Source organism: Streptomyces avicenniae (genome assembly GCF_000719135.1).
GTDB lineage: Bacteria > Actinomycetota > Actinomycetes > Streptomycetales > Streptomycetaceae > Streptomyces > Streptomyces avicenniae.
On sequence record NZ_JOEK01000002.1, the window covers coordinates 537,967 to 551,533 of the forward strand.

Here is a 13,567-nt window from a genome sequence, read left to right on the forward strand (position 1 = left end):
ATGAGTCAGTGCTGGTAGCCGTAGACGCCGCGCTGCTGGTCGCGGACGAGACGGCCCTTCTCCAGCTCGATCACGCGCTTGCGCATCTGGTCCACGATCTGCGCGTCGTGGGTCGCCATCACCACGGTCGTGCCGGTTCTGTTGATGCGGTCGAGCAGCTTCATGATGCCCACCGACGTCTGCGGGTCGAGGTTGCCCGTCGGCTCGTCGGCGATCAGCAGCATCGGGCGGTTGACGAACGCGCGCGCGATGGCGACGCGTTGCTGCTCACCGCCGGACAGCTCGCCCGGCATCCGCTCCTCCTTGCCGCCGAGGCCGACCAGGTCGAGCACCTCGGGCACGGTCTTGCGGATCTGGCCGCGCGGGCGGCCGATGACCTCCAGGGCGAACGCGACGTTCTCGCCGACCGTCTTGTTGGGCAGCAGCCGGAAGTCCTGGAAGACCGTGCCCAACTGGCGCCGCACCTGGGGCACCTTCCAGTTGGACAGCCGGCCGAGGTCCTTGCCGAGGACGTGGACCGAGCCGGTCGAGGCCCGCTCCTCGCGCAGCAGGAGCCGCAGGAACGTGGACTTGCCCGAGCCGGAGGAACCCACCAGGAAGACGAACTCGCCGCGCTCGACCTCCAGGGAGACGTCCCGCAACGCCGGCGCGTTCTGCCGGGGATACGTCTTGGACACGTTGTCGAATCGGATCACGGTTACACCATGTCGTTATGGGGTACATGCGAGGGGCTCCCCCTTGCTGGGGCAGACCCTACGCGAACCGGCGCCCCGTCCGCAGGCAGCGTCCCGTCGCATCCCCTTTGTCCGGTCACCGGGCGCGCCGTCACGCGTACGCGCCGCTCCCGCCCCGCTCGTCCGCCGGGGCGCGGCGGGTCGGGGTTACGTCACAGTGCGGGCCGGGCTTCTGCGTTTCCGGCCGCCTCCTGGCAGAGTGGAGGGCGAGGGGGACACGAGAGGAGACGATCGCATGACCGCCGACTGGCTGGTGTGCGCGAACTGCGCGGGGCGGGTGAGCGAGGGCAGGTGCGCGGTCTGCCGCGCCGAGCGGGCCCGGCTGCGGGACGCCGAGCGCGGTTCCTGGGCCTCCCTGGGCGGACCTGCGGGGCTCGCGGCCCTGCTGCTGGCGCTGGTCGCCGTCTGTCTGCTGGTGGCGCGACCGGCCTGAGCCGCGTCCGTACGTGGGACGGTCGGCAGGACGGGAGAACACGGAAGGGCCCGGAGCGATCGCTCCGGGCCCTTCACGCTGTGCGCGCGGTACGCGTCGCGGGGTGCCGTCAGGCAGCCGCCGCGCCGCCGCCGCCCTTGGTGATCAGACGGGGCAGGTAGCGGAACGCCACGCCGCCCGCGATCATCGTCGCGGCACCGATGAAGAGCAGCGTCTGGTTCATCGACGCGCCGGTCTCGGCCAGCTCGTCGCGCTCCTGACCGCCGACCGTCTGCTGCTCGGTGAGGTCCTCGTCCGGCGCGGGCTGCTCGATCGGGTTGCCGGCGCCCTGGTTGTCGGGTTCGAGGCCGCCGTTGCTGCCGCCCTCGTTCACGCCCTGCGGGCCGCCGTTGCCACCGTTGCCCCCGTTGCCGCCCCCGGGAGTGCCGGGGCCGTCCGAGGAACCCTCGTCCGTGGCACCTTCGTCGGTCGCGCCCTCGTCGGTCGCACCTTCGTCAGTGGCGCCCTCGTCCGTGGCACCTTCGTCGGTCGCGCCCTCGTCCGTGGCACCCTCGTCAGTGGCGCCCTCGTCGGTCGCACCTTCGTCGGTCGCGCCCTCGTCCGTGGCACCCTCGTCGGTCGCGCCCTCGTCGGTCGCACCTTCGTCAGTGGCGCCCTCGTCGGTCGCACCTTCGTCGGTCGCGCCCTCGTCCGTGGCACCCTCGTCAGTGGCGCCCTCGTCGGTCGCACCCTCGGTGAGGCCGAGGACCGAGCCGTCCGTGCCCTCGGTGAGGCCGAGGACGCTGCTCTCGGACTCGGCCCGTGAGGTCGGGTTCTCGGCCGAAGCCGTGCCGACGACGGCGAGCGAGGCGCCCGCGGCGAAGACGGCGGCTGCGGCGACGCGCGCCATGTTGGCCCTCGTCTTGGGACTGGCCATGTATCCACTACCCCCTGTAGCTGTTGGAGCTGACATCATTCCGTGGGATACGGGGCAGCCTGGCGCAGGGAGGATGGCGGTGTGGGGATTCCGTAACCTTCACTCGCCCCTGGCGCTCCACACGACCCCGGATCACAGAGGCATGCCAGGCGATCAGCCTTCCCGTTGAACGCACCCGCGTCAAGCGGGATGTCCGGTAAATTCCGGGTGGGGCATGAAAGTTGCGTGAAGGTTACCTGTCCTGCTGTTTCCGCCACCGGATTCCGGCGTCCAGGAAGTCGTCGATATCCCCGTCCAAAACACCCTGCGGGTTTCCGACTTCGTGATCCGTCCGCAGATCCTTGACCATCTGGTACGGCTGAAGAACATAGCTGCGCATCTGGTTGCCCCAGGAGTTGCCGCCGTCGCCCTTGAGCGCGTCCATCTTCGCCTGCTCCTGCGCCCGCTGATGGGCCAGCAGCCTCGACTGGAGGACGCGCATCGCCGCCGCGCGGTTCTGGATCTGCGACTTCTCGTTCTGACAGGAGACGACGATCCCGGTCGGCAGGTGCGTGATGCGCACGGCGGAGTCGGTCGTGTTGACGGACTGCCCGCCGGGCCCCGAGGAGCGGAAGACGTCCACCCGGATGTCGTTCTCCGGGACGTCGATGTGGTCGGTCTGCTCGACCACCGGCAGGACCTCGACACCGGCGAACGACGTCTGGCGGCGGCCCTGGTTGTCGAAGGGCGAGATGCGCACCATGCGGTGGGTGCCCTGCTCGACGGAGAGGGTGCCGTACGCGTACGGCGCCTTGACGGCGAAGGTCGTGGACTTGATGCCCGCCTCCTCCGCGTACGAGGTGTCGAGGATCTCGGTCGCGTAGCCCCGGCGCTCGGCCCAGCGCAGGTACATGCGCTGGAGCTGCTCGGCGAAGTCGGCCGCGTCCACGCCACCGGCCTCGGCGCGGATGGAGATCATGGCCTCGCGCTGGTCGTACTCGCCGGAGAGCAGCGTGCGGACCTCCAGCTCGTCCACGGCCCTGCGCACCGACGTCAGCTCGGCCTCGGCCTCGCGCCGCGTGTCCGCGTCGTCCTCCGCCTCGGCCAGCTCGAACAGGACCTCCAGGTCGTCGATGCGCCCGTGCAGTTCCTCGATCTTGGTGACCTGGCCCTGGAGCAGCGAGAGCTTGCTGGTGACGAGCTGCGCGCTGTCGGGGTCGTCCCACAGCGTGGGAGCGGCGGCCTGCTCCTCAAGCGAAGCCACCTCGGCCTTCATCCTGCCCAGGTCGAGGACGGCCTCGATCGACTCCATGGTGGAGCGCAGGGACTTCAGAACTTCGGAAACATCGACGACTGCCACGCGACCAGCGTAACCGCTGGGCGCCGGGGTCAGCGGGTGGCCGGGGCCTCGTTCCCCTCGACGACGGCGGGAGCGCCGCCGGGGGGCGCGCCGTTGTCGTCGCCCGAGCCGCCGGACAGGAGCAGCCAGCCGCCGATCGCACCGGCCACGGCCACGCCCGCCGCCGTGAGCGCCAGGCGGCGCCTGCGGTCGCCCGCGCCGCGCCGCGCGGCGCCCGCCCGGCGTGTGCCAGCGGCCCGGGGGGCGCGCGCGGTGCCGTGGGCGCCGCCCGCCAGCTCGTCGGCGTCGGGGACGCGCATGCGGGTGTGGGTGATCCGCTCGTCGTCCGGCGCGGCGCCCCTGACGAGCGGGACGGCCGCGCGGGCGGGCCCCGGCTCGCGCCGGGCGCCCGCCGCGACGGGCTCGGGCGCCGGGGCGGACTCGTCCGCGTCCGGGTCGCCGATGTCGAGCGGCGGCAGGCCGGTGAGCAGGGGCGTCAGCTCGCGCAGCCGGGACGCCAGCTCGGCCGCCCGGAGCCTGGAGGCGGGGGCCTTGGCCAGGCACTGCTGGATCAGCTCGGACAACTCCCGGGGCAGCCCGGGCAGTTCCGCGGCCTTCTCGGTGACCTGACGGCGCAGGACGGCGCCCGGGTGGCCGCCGCCGAAGGGCGTGAACCCGGCCAGCAGCTCGTACAGGACGGTGACCAGCGCGTAGATGTCCACGGCGGCGCGCGGGGGCAGGCCCTCGACGATCTCGGGGGCCATGTAGTCGGGGGTGCCGACGACGCCCGACCGGCCGCCGTGGCGCGGCTCGTCGATGAGCTTGGCCACGCCGAAGTCGGTGAGGAGCGCGGTGGTGGCGCCGTCGCGGATGTCGAGCAGGATGTTCTCCGGCTTGACGTCGCGGTGGACGATCCCCGCCGCGTGCGCGACGGCGAGGCCCGAGGCGATGCCCGCGACGATGGTGACGGCCTCCAGGGGCGCGAGCCTGCGCTCGCGTTCGAGGTGGCCGCGCAGGTCGGGGCCGCGCACGAGGTCCATGACGAGGGCGATGCGCTCGTCGGGGCCCGCCCCGGCGTCCGCGGGGTCGCCGACGATCAGGTCGCGGACGCCGACGATGTTCGGGTGTTCGAGACCGAGCAGCGCGTGCCGTTCGTGGGCGAACCGTTCGGCCAGCTCGGGGTCGGCCGCCAGGTCCTCGCGCAGCAGCTTGATGGCCACGGGGCCGTCCGGCCCGTCCCCGAGCCAGACCGTTCCGGCGCTGCCGCGCCCCAGGACGCGGTGGGCGGTGTAGACGCCGCCGATGTTCCGTGCCATGGCGTGAGGCTACGACGAGCGCCGGGCGCCGCGCGGACAAGCACGCCAGGATTGCCCGGTTTTATAGGCATGCCCCGGCGAAATTCTCCGCGCGGAAGTCGATAAATCCCCGACGTCATTGGCTATTCGGGATGTTCTCCTGGATGTCCTCGACGTTCTGGTTCGCTTCCTCGATCAGGCCGAGCGCTTCGCGCAGTTCGTCGAACCAGTCGGTGACCGTGTCCCAGAAACTCCGGCCGTCCGCAATCCAGTCCTGGAGCGGTGTGAAGTTCCACACGAGAAATGCGATGACCACAAGGATCACGATCACGAAGAGACAGCCCTTGAGGCAGCCGAGCCCGGGAATGCGCATGGGGTTCGCGCTGCGTGACCGTCCGCGATCACGGGAGGCGTCGTCCCTGCGGTCGTCCTGCCGCCGCGGCGGCACCGGCTGCTGGGGCGGGACGGGCTGGCGGTAGGGCTGCTGGTACTGCTGCTGATAGGGCTGCTGCGCATAGGGCGGCGGCTGCGGCTTGCGGTAGTCCTGCTGCGGGGGCTGCGGCTGCTGCTGCGGCGGGTACGCGTACCCCTGCTGCGGCTGGGGCGGCGGCGCCGGGCGCTGCTGGGGCTGGCGCCGGGGCGCGCGCTGGAGCGGGTCGTACGGCTCGGCGCGCTGCACGCGCGTGGGCTCGTTGCGGTCCCTGGCGGCCCGCATCTGGTCCTGCCAGGGGTGCGGGGTGTCGGGCTCGGGCGTGCCGGGCGTGGGCAGGGCGCGGGTGCTGCCGAGGTCGTCGCCGCCGTCGCGCTGGGGCAGGACGCTGGTCCTGGCGAACGGGTCGGCGGCGCCCTGGCCGCCGCCGGAGCCGCCGGGGAGTGCCTGGGTGGGCTCGGCGGAGCCGGGGGGCGAGATGCCGGTGCCGGGGACCTTCACGGGGCGCGCGTCCGGCACGAGGAGGGCCGTCACGCCGAGGGCGGCGTCGCGCTCCTCGGTGCCCGCGTGGTCGGCGATGCCCGCGGCGACGGTGCGCAGCGCGCGGGCGAGCCCGGCGGCGCTGGGGCGCTCGGCCGGGTTCTTGCGCAGGCAGCACTCGATGACGGTCCACAGCGGTCCTGGCAGCCCGTCGGGGCGGCGGGGCTCGTCGCTGAGGTGGCGGCGCAGGACCTCAAGGGTGCTGCCGCCGCCGAACGGCGGCTGGCCGGTGAGGAGTTCGTACAGGACGATGCCCGCGGCGTAGATGTCCACGGCGGAGGTCTGCTGCCTGCCCTCGGCGGACTCGGGCGCGACGTAGGACGGGGTGCCGACGAACTCGTGGGCGCGCGTGACACCGGGCGAGTCCGCGAGCCTGGCGATGCCGAAGTCGGTCAGCATCGGGCGCATGGGGCGCGGTGTGGTGGGCGGTCCTGGCGGGTCGGTGCGCTGCTCGGCGCCCGCGAGGAGGACGTTGGCGGGCTTCAGGTCGCGGTGGACGATGCCCTTGGCGTGCGCGGCGGCGAGGGCGTCGGCGATCTGGGCGGTGAGGAGCGCGGCGCCCACGGGGCTGAAGGGCCCGTTCTCGTACAGGTAGCGGTGCAGGTCGGGGCCGTCGATGAGGTCCATGACCAGGGCGATGACGTCGCCCTCCACGACCAGGTCGCGGGTGCGGACGATGTTCTGGTGGCTGTCGCCGCCGAGGCGCAGCAGGACGGCGCGCTCGCGCATGAAGCGCATCACGACGTCGGGGTCGGCGGCCAGCTCCTCCTTGAGGACCTTGACGGCGACGCGTTCGCCCGCCTCGCCCGTGACGGCGGCCTCGTCCCCGGCGGCCTGGCGCTGGCGGCCGAGCCAGACGGTGCCTGTGGCGCCGCGTCCGAGCGGCTCTTCGAGCAGGTACTTGCTGCCTACCGGCCGCACGTGCGCTCCCTGGTGCTGTGTAGGGACCCGAGTTCCCCACTCTAGTGGGGCCGCCCCGGGCCACGAACGTGTGTGTGACACGGCGGGCGGCGTCAAGGAGGACGCGGGGAGACGCCCGTACGGTTTCCCGCGCGGGCCGGTCGTCGGCGGCGGGGGCGGCTTCGGACGGGGGTGGCCCGGAAGAGGCGGGAACGACCGGTTCGCCGGACCGTGATCGCCCCGCCCACCGATCAGTTCCGGTCAGAAATAGCTAATCAAGATCGTTAAGGGTCAGCGGCGGGGCGCACCGTCCGTGGCGGGTGCGAGGATGCTTTCAGCATCAGCATCCGATGCGACCGCAGTCGAGGCGGTCACGGGAGCGCCGGGCTGGTGAGCTGACCGGGAGGGCCGATGCCGATTCAGATCAGGGTGACCGTGTGGCCCGGTGACGGCTCGGGCGGCGCCGACGTACGGATCGCCGCCCCCACCGGGACCCCGCTCGAAACGGTGCTCGGCGGCCTGGCGGGCGCGGTGTCCCCCGGCTCGGCGGCGCCCGGCGCCGTCTTCTGCGAGGACCGGCGCCTCGACCCGCGCCGCACCGTGCTCGGCGAACCGCCGCTGGTGGACGGCGCGGTGCTCTCCTTCCACCGCCCCCAGGAGTCCGCGCGCCGCGAACCCGTCCCGGCCACGCTGCTGGTGGCGGCGGGCCCCGACGCGGGCGGCGTCCACCTGCTGCGCGGCGGCGAGGTGCGGATCGGCAGATCGGCGCAGGCCGACGTCCCCCTCGACGACCCCGACATCTCCCGGGCGCACTGCTCGCTGTGGGTGGGCCCCGACGGCTCGGTGACGGTGACCGACACCGGATCGACGAACGGCACGCTGCTCGACGGCCGTCCCGTGCCCGGCGGCCCGGTGCCCGTGCCGCCCGGCGCCGTCCTGCGGCTCGGCGAGACGGCGCTGCGCGTCGTCGCGGACGGCGGGCGGGAGGCCGCCCCCGGGCTCCACCCGGCGCCCCCGCCCGAGGAGGAGCCCTCCTCCGACGAGGACGGACGGCGCCCCACGCGGCGCGGCCTCGGCAACTGGGCGCGCGGTCGGCAGCCGGGGAACGACACGGGCACCCGCCGCGTGCCCCGCTGGGACGAACTCGCGGCGGACCCCGGCGCACCGGCGCAGCCCACGTACGCCCCCGGCGGCGCGGACGCCGACGCGGAGACCCGCTGGCCCGACCCCGCGACCGTGCTCCTCACCGCCCTGGACCGCGGCCCCCGGCTGTGGGAGCGGGCGCCGGGGCACCGGGACACGCTGCACGTCCGCGTCGGCACGGTCCACCGCCCGTCGCGGGCGCTGCCGCCCGTCACCATCGACCTGGCCGCCACCGGCTCGCTCGGGCTCGCCGGGCCGCGCGCCCGCGTGACGGGCGTGGCGCGCGCCGTCCTCGCCCAGCTCGCGGCGTTCCACGCGCCGGGCGCGCTGGAGATCGTCGTCGTCGCGCCCGGCAGGGCCGCCGACTGGTCCTGGCTCGGCTGGCTGCCCCACACGCGGCCCACGCGCGGGCAGGACTGCCGCCTCCTCCTCGCCTTCGACGCGGAACAGGCCGCCGCCCGGCTGCGCGAGCTCGCCGACCTGCCGGGCAGGCCGCTGCCGCCCGGCGGGGCGCGGACGGTCGTGCTGGCCGACTGCGGCCCCGGCACGCCCCCGGCCACCGTCGCGGCGCTCACCCGGCTCGCCGCCGGGGGCGCGGCGTCGGGCGTGCACGTCGTGGCGCTCACCGAGGCGGCCTCGGCCACGCCCGCCTCGCCGGTCGCGCGGTCGCTGGCCACGGCGCGTTCCGCGTCCGCCGTGTTCGCGGCGTGCGGCACGTCCGTGCTGCTCAGCGGCGCGGTGGCCACGTCGCTGCGCGTCGTCGGGCCCGACGGCGAGGCCGGCCCCCCGGCGGGCGCGGACGCGGTGTCCGTCGCCTGGGCGGAACGGTTCGCGCGCGCCTTGGCTCCGGTCGCCGAGGAGCCGGGCTCCGGCGGGGTGCCCGCGCCCGCGCGGGCGGCGGCGCTGCCTGACACCTGCCGCCTCCTCGACGTGCTGGAGCTGTCGCGCGTCACGCCGGGCACGCTGCGCGAACGCTGGACGGGCCGCGACGGGCTCACGGCCGTCCTCGGCGCCGGACCGCACGGCCGGGTGGCGGTCGATCTGGCCGCGCTGAAGGGCCCGTTGACCATCACGGGCGACCCGGGGAGCGGACGTACCGAGCTGCTGAGCACGCTCGCCGCCTCCCTCGCCACCGCACGGGGGCCGCGCGACCTGTCGCTGCTGCTCGTCGAGGGCGCGGGCGAGGGCCTGCGGCCCGGCGCGGAGCTGCCGCACGTCGCGACGTACCTCGGGGCCACCGACCCGGTGCGCATGCGGGCGTTCGCCCAGGCCCTGCGCGCCGAGCTGAAGCGCCGGGCCGCGCTGCTCGGCGAGGCGGACTTCGGCGCCGTACGGGGGCGCGTCGGCCGGGTGCACGCGCCGCGCGCCGCCGGGGACGAGACGCTGCCCGCGCCGGAGGGGCCGCCCGTGCTCGCGCCGGGGAGCGACCCGCTGCCGTGGCTCGTCGTGCTCGTGGACGACTTCGACGCGCTGCTCGCGCCGCCTCTCGGCGCGCCGGGGCGGCAGGCGGCCGGGTCCGTGGTGCGCGTGCTGGACGCGGTGGCCGCCGAGGGCGGGCGGCTCGGGGTGCGGCTGGTCGTGGTGGGCGGCCCCGTGGCGCCGGGCGGGGGCATATCGGTGGCCATGACAGGAGCGCCCGCCGGACGGGGCGAGGTGCGCCGCCCCGGCGGGGCCGCGCCGTTCCAGGCCGGGCGGGTCACCGGGCGCATCCCGAGGACCGCGACCGCGCGGCCGACCGTGACCCCCCTCGACTGGGCCCGCGAGGGCGACCCGCCGACGCGTCGTCCCGTCCGCGAACTGGGCAACGGTCCCACCGACATCGCCCTGCTCGCCAGTGCCGCGTCCCGCGCCGCGGACTCCGACCGTTCGGCGACGGCGAGCCTCGTCTGATCAGGTCGGTACATGATCGGAAAATCTGCGTTCCGTCGCCCCGATGGCGGGTAACAGCCGCATCACAAACGGCTGGTGACACGCTCCGTGGTCTTGCCCGTACAGATGCACGGGCGTAGACCTCAGTGATCAGGACGTGCGGCGTTGCACTCCCTGCGCTGTAGGGGCGTTTGCCGTACCAAATGGGGTGAGGCGGTGCGCATGCGCGGTTCGGGCCGGGTTTCCCGGCGGAGGGTCTTCCGTGCGACGGCGGTGACGGTCGCGGTGACCGCGCTGACGCTGTCGGCGTGCAGCGCGGAGGAGGACGAGGCCGGGAGCGAACGCCCGGCGACGATCGAACTGCCGGACCTCAGCGGTGAGTCGCTTGAGGTCTCGGCCGTGTGGACAGGCGCGGAACGGGACAACTTCCTGCGCGTGCTCGACGAGTTCGAGGCGCGGACCGGCGCCTCGGTGAGCTTCGTGCCGAGCGGCGACAACGTCTCGCAGTTCGTCGGCACCAAGATCGAGGGCGGCTCGCCGCCTGACATCGTGATGGTCCCGCAGCCTGGCGTGCTCCAGGAGTTCGCGGAACAGGGCTGGATAGCCCCGGTCGGTGACCTCGTGCAGGAACAGCTCGACGCCAACTACACGCAGGGCTGGCAGGACATCGCCGCCCGCGACGGCGTGCAGTACGGCGTCTACGTGAAGGCGGCCAACAAGTCGCTGGTCTGGTACAGCGACACGGCGTTCGAGTACGCCGGGGTCTCCGTGCCAGAGGACTGGGACGCGTTCGTGGACACGTCCTGGACGCTGTGGGAGTCGGGCACGACGCCGCTGTCCGTGGCGGGCGGCGACGGCTGGACGCTCACCGACTGGTTCGAGAACATCTACCTCTCCCAGTCGGGCCCCGAGATGTACGACCGGCTGATCGCCCACGACATCCCGTGGACCGACCCGAGCGTCACCGACGCGCTGACGGCGCTGGCGCAGGTCTTCGGCGAGGAACGGCTGCTGGTGGGCGGCGCGAGCGGCGCGCTCCAGACGGACTTCCCGACCTCGGTCACCCAGACGTTCACCGACCTGGAGACCCCCGCCGCCGGGATGGTCTTCGAGGCGGACTTCGTCGGCGCCGTCATCACCGACAGCACCGACGCCGTGATCGGCGAGGACGCGCGCGTCTTCCCGTTCCCCGCCGTGGGCGGCGGGGACGCGCCGGTCGTCAGCGCGGGTGACGCGGCCGTCGCCGTCGCGCCGGACGGCGAGGCCAGCGAGGCGCAGCAGGCGCTGCTCGCCTTCCTCGCCTCGACGGACGCGGCGTGGATCTGGGCCGAGCCGGGCGGCTACGTCTCGCCCAACAGGTCGCTCGACCTCGACGCCTACCCCAACGAGACGCAACGCGGCATCGCCGAGGCCCTGATCGCCGCGGGCGACGACTTCAGGTTCGACCTGTCGGACCAGACCCCGGCCGACTTCGGCGGCACCACCGGCCAGGGCATGTGGCAGGGCCTCCAGAACTTCCTGCGCGACCCGTCCGACGTCCAGGGGGCCCAGGAGTACCTGGAGTCCCAGGCCGCCGACGCCTACGGCGGCTGACGGCTCGTCCCCCCGCGGCGCCTCGCCGCGGCCCGTCACCGCGGCCCCCCGCCGCGGTGCTCCCCCACCGCTGTTCCCTCTTCGACGGACGGAGACTGACATCCCATGGCATCCGGCAAGGCGGTGATCAGAGCCCGGCCCTGGGCCGTCGCGTGCTTCCTGCTGCCCGCGCTGCTGCTCCTCGGCGCACTGGTCGTCTACCCCATCGCGTACTCGGTCTGGCGCAGTCTCTTCGACGCGTCGGGCGACGGGTTCGTCGGCCTGGACAACTTCACCCAGTTGTTCACGGACGACTCGATCCGGCACGCACTGCGCAACAACCTCATATGGATCGTGGTCGCCCCCACCGTGGCGACCGGACTCGGCCTGATCTTCGCGGTCCTGACGGAACGTATCCGCTGGGCCACCGCATTCAAGCTGATCATCTTCATGCCGATGGCCATCTCCATGCTGGCGGCCGGCATCATCTTCCGGCTCGTCTACGAGCAGGACCCGGACCGCGGCCTCGCCAACGCGGTGCTGACCACCGTGCACGACGCGTTCTCCGGCGACTCGTCCTGGCCTGACGCCGAGCCGCGCCCCGACGGGCCGATCACGGCGCAGGAGGACGGCTCGTTCCTCCTGGAGACGCCGGTGTCCGCGGGGCAGCCGGTGCTGCTGCCGCTGGTGGCGGTGCCGCAGCCCGAGCTGGAGGGCGCGGCGGTCGCCGCCGCGCCGTCGGGCGACCCGGCGGCGGTGACCGGCACCGTGTGGATGGACTTCACGCGGGGCGGCGGCACCCCCGACACCATCGACCCGGAGGAGAAGGCACTCGCCGGGATCACGGTGGAGGCCGTGCGGGACGGCGAGGTCGTCGCCGACGCGACGACGGGCGACGACGGCACGTTCACCCTCCCCGCCGAGGCGGACGGCGCGCAGCTGCGGCTGGCGGCGGACAGCTTCACCGCCCCGTACAACGGCGCCGAGTGGCTGGGGCCCAACCTGGTGACGCCCGCGATCATCGGGTCGTACGTCTGGATGTGGGCCGGGTTCGCGATGGTCCTCATCGCCGCGGGCCTCGCCGGGGTGCCACGCGAGACGCTGGAGGCCGCCCGCGTGGACGGCGCGAACGAGTGGCAGGTCTTCCGCCGCATCACCGTCCCGCTCCTCGCCCCGCTGCTGGCGGTGGTGATGGTGACGCTGATGATCAACGTGCTGAAGATCTTCGACCTCGTGTACGTCATCCCGCCCAGCTCCAGCCAGGGTGACGCCAATGTGCTGGCGCTCCAGCTCTACCTGGAGTCCTTCGGCACGGGCGGCGACCAGGGGGTGGGCAGCGCCATCGCGGTGCTCCTGCTGCTCCTGGTGCTGCCGGTGATGTTCTTCAACCTGAGAAGGCTGCGACGGGAGAACCAGCGGTGAGCGCGACGACCCTGACGGCGAAAGAACCGGAACCGACGGGCACGGCGGCGGACGGCGCCGCGGGGCCGCCCCGGCGTTCCCTGGCCTCCCGGGCCGCCGCGTTCGCCGCGAGCGGCGCGGTGCGGGTGGTGCTGGTGATCCTGGCGGTGGTCTGGCTGCTGCCGACCGCCGGGCTGCTCGTGTCCTCGTTCCGCGACTCGCGGGACATCGCCTCGTCCGGCTGGTGGGAGACGCTGACCGACCCGGGGCAGTGGACGGTCGGCAACTACGACGCGCTGCTGAGCAACGACACGTTCACCGACTCGGTGTGGACGACGGTGCTGATCACCGTGCCCGCGACCGGGCTGGTGATCATCCTGGGGGCACTGGCCGCGTACGCGTTCGCGTGGCTGGACTTCCCCGGGCGCGACTGGTGGTTCCTGCTGGTGGTGGCGCTGCTGGTGGTGCCGGTGCAGGTGGCGCTGATCCCCGTGGCGCGGCTGTTCAACACGCTGGGGATCTTCGAGACGACGCTCGGCGTCGTCCTGTTCCACTCCGCGTTCGGCCTGCCGTTCGCCATCTTCCTGCTGCGGAACTTCTTCGCCGAGATACCGCGCGAGCTGCTGGAGGCGGCGAAGCTGGACGGCGCGGGCGAGCTGCGGCTGTTCACCCGGGTGGTGCTGCCGCTGGCCGGCCCGGCGATCGCGGCGCTCGGCATCTTCCAGTTCATGTGGGTGTGGAACGACATGCTGGTGGCGCTGATCTTCGCCGACTCGGGCTCGCCGCCGATGACGGTCGCGCTCCAGCAGGAGATGCGGCAGTTCGGCAGCAACTTCGACGTGCTCGCGCCGGGCGCGTTCCTCACGATGGTCATCCCGCTGGCGATCTTCTTCGCGTTCCAGCGGCAGTTCGTGGCCGGGATGATGTCCGGCGCCGTGAAGTAGGCCGCGCGGCGGCGGAACGGGGCCGGGCCCGGCGGGCGACCGCCGGGCCCGGCCCCTCGTGCTGCTCCGAAC

At 73.6% G+C, this 13,567-nt stretch carries 10 protein-coding genes; 5 read left to right on the forward strand and 5 right to left on the reverse strand.

The features are described from left to right. Window positions 1–5 precede the first annotated feature (5 nt). Window positions 6–695 carry a cell division ATP-binding protein FtsE gene (gene ftsE / locus IF27_RS06525; RefSeq protein ID WP_052848377.1) on the reverse strand — a complete coding sequence of 230 codons (690 nt, stop codon included), beginning with the start codon at window positions 693–695 and terminating at the stop codon, window positions 6–8. A 274-nt stretch (window positions 696–969) separates the two neighbouring features. On the opposite strand from ftsE, the gene IF27_RS06530 reads away from it, so the two are divergent. Beyond that, entirely contained in the window at window positions 970–1,167 is a 198-nt protein-coding gene (locus IF27_RS06530) for a hypothetical protein (RefSeq protein ID WP_052848378.1), read from the forward strand. Between the two features lie 109 nt (window positions 1,168–1,276). On the opposite strand, the gene IF27_RS06535 is transcribed toward IF27_RS06530, so the two are convergent. From IF27_RS06535 to IF27_RS06550, 4 genes are all read right to left on the reverse strand, one after another. Beyond that, a complete protein-coding gene (locus tag IF27_RS06535; protein ID WP_110945595.1) occupies window positions 1,277–2,083 on the reverse strand; it encodes an LPXTG cell wall anchor domain-containing protein in 807 nt (268 codons plus the stop codon). 232 nt (window positions 2,084–2,315) lie between these two features. After that, on the reverse strand, window positions 2,316–3,422 hold the full coding sequence (gene prfB, locus IF27_RS06540) for a peptide chain release factor 2 (RefSeq protein ID WP_052848380.1): 1,107 nt from the start codon (window positions 3,420–3,422) through the stop codon (window positions 2,316–2,318). Between the two features lie 29 nt (window positions 3,423–3,451). After that, window positions 3,452–4,717 carry a serine/threonine-protein kinase gene (locus IF27_RS06545; RefSeq protein WP_052848381.1) on the reverse strand — a complete coding sequence of 422 codons (1,266 nt, stop codon included), beginning with the start codon at window positions 4,715–4,717 and terminating at the stop codon, window positions 3,452–3,454. 115 nt (window positions 4,718–4,832) lie between these two features. After that, window positions 4,833–6,587: a serine/threonine-protein kinase gene (locus IF27_RS06550; protein ID WP_052848382.1), complete on the reverse strand. Its 1,755-nt coding sequence runs from the start codon at window positions 6,585–6,587 to the stop codon at window positions 4,833–4,835. A gap of 390 nt (window positions 6,588–6,977) precedes the next feature. On the opposite strand from IF27_RS06550, the gene IF27_RS06555 reads away from it, so the two are divergent. The 4 genes from IF27_RS06555 (at window position 6,978) to IF27_RS06570 (ending at window position 13,495) form a co-directional block, all read left to right on the forward strand. Further along, window positions 6,978–9,599 (forward strand): FHA domain-containing protein, encoded by a 2,622-nt coding sequence (locus IF27_RS06555; protein WP_052848383.1) that lies wholly within the window; start codon window positions 6,978–6,980, stop codon window positions 9,597–9,599. 201 nt (window positions 9,600–9,800) lie between these two features. After that, complete coding sequence (locus IF27_RS06560) at window positions 9,801–11,171, forward strand: ABC transporter substrate-binding protein (RefSeq protein WP_052848384.1); 1,371 nt, start codon at window positions 9,801–9,803, stop codon at window positions 11,169–11,171. 105 nt (window positions 11,172–11,276) lie between these two features. Continuing rightward, window positions 11,277–12,572 (forward strand): carbohydrate ABC transporter permease, encoded by a 1,296-nt coding sequence (locus IF27_RS06565; RefSeq protein ID WP_052848385.1) that lies wholly within the window; start codon window positions 11,277–11,279, stop codon window positions 12,570–12,572. Next, window positions 12,569–13,495 carry a carbohydrate ABC transporter permease gene (locus IF27_RS06570; protein WP_052848386.1) on the forward strand — a complete coding sequence of 309 codons (927 nt, stop codon included), beginning with the start codon at window positions 12,569–12,571 and terminating at the stop codon, window positions 13,493–13,495. Before IF27_RS06565 ends, IF27_RS06570 begins: the two co-directional genes overlap by 4 nt. The last annotated feature ends 72 nt before the right edge of the window (window positions 13,496–13,567 follow it).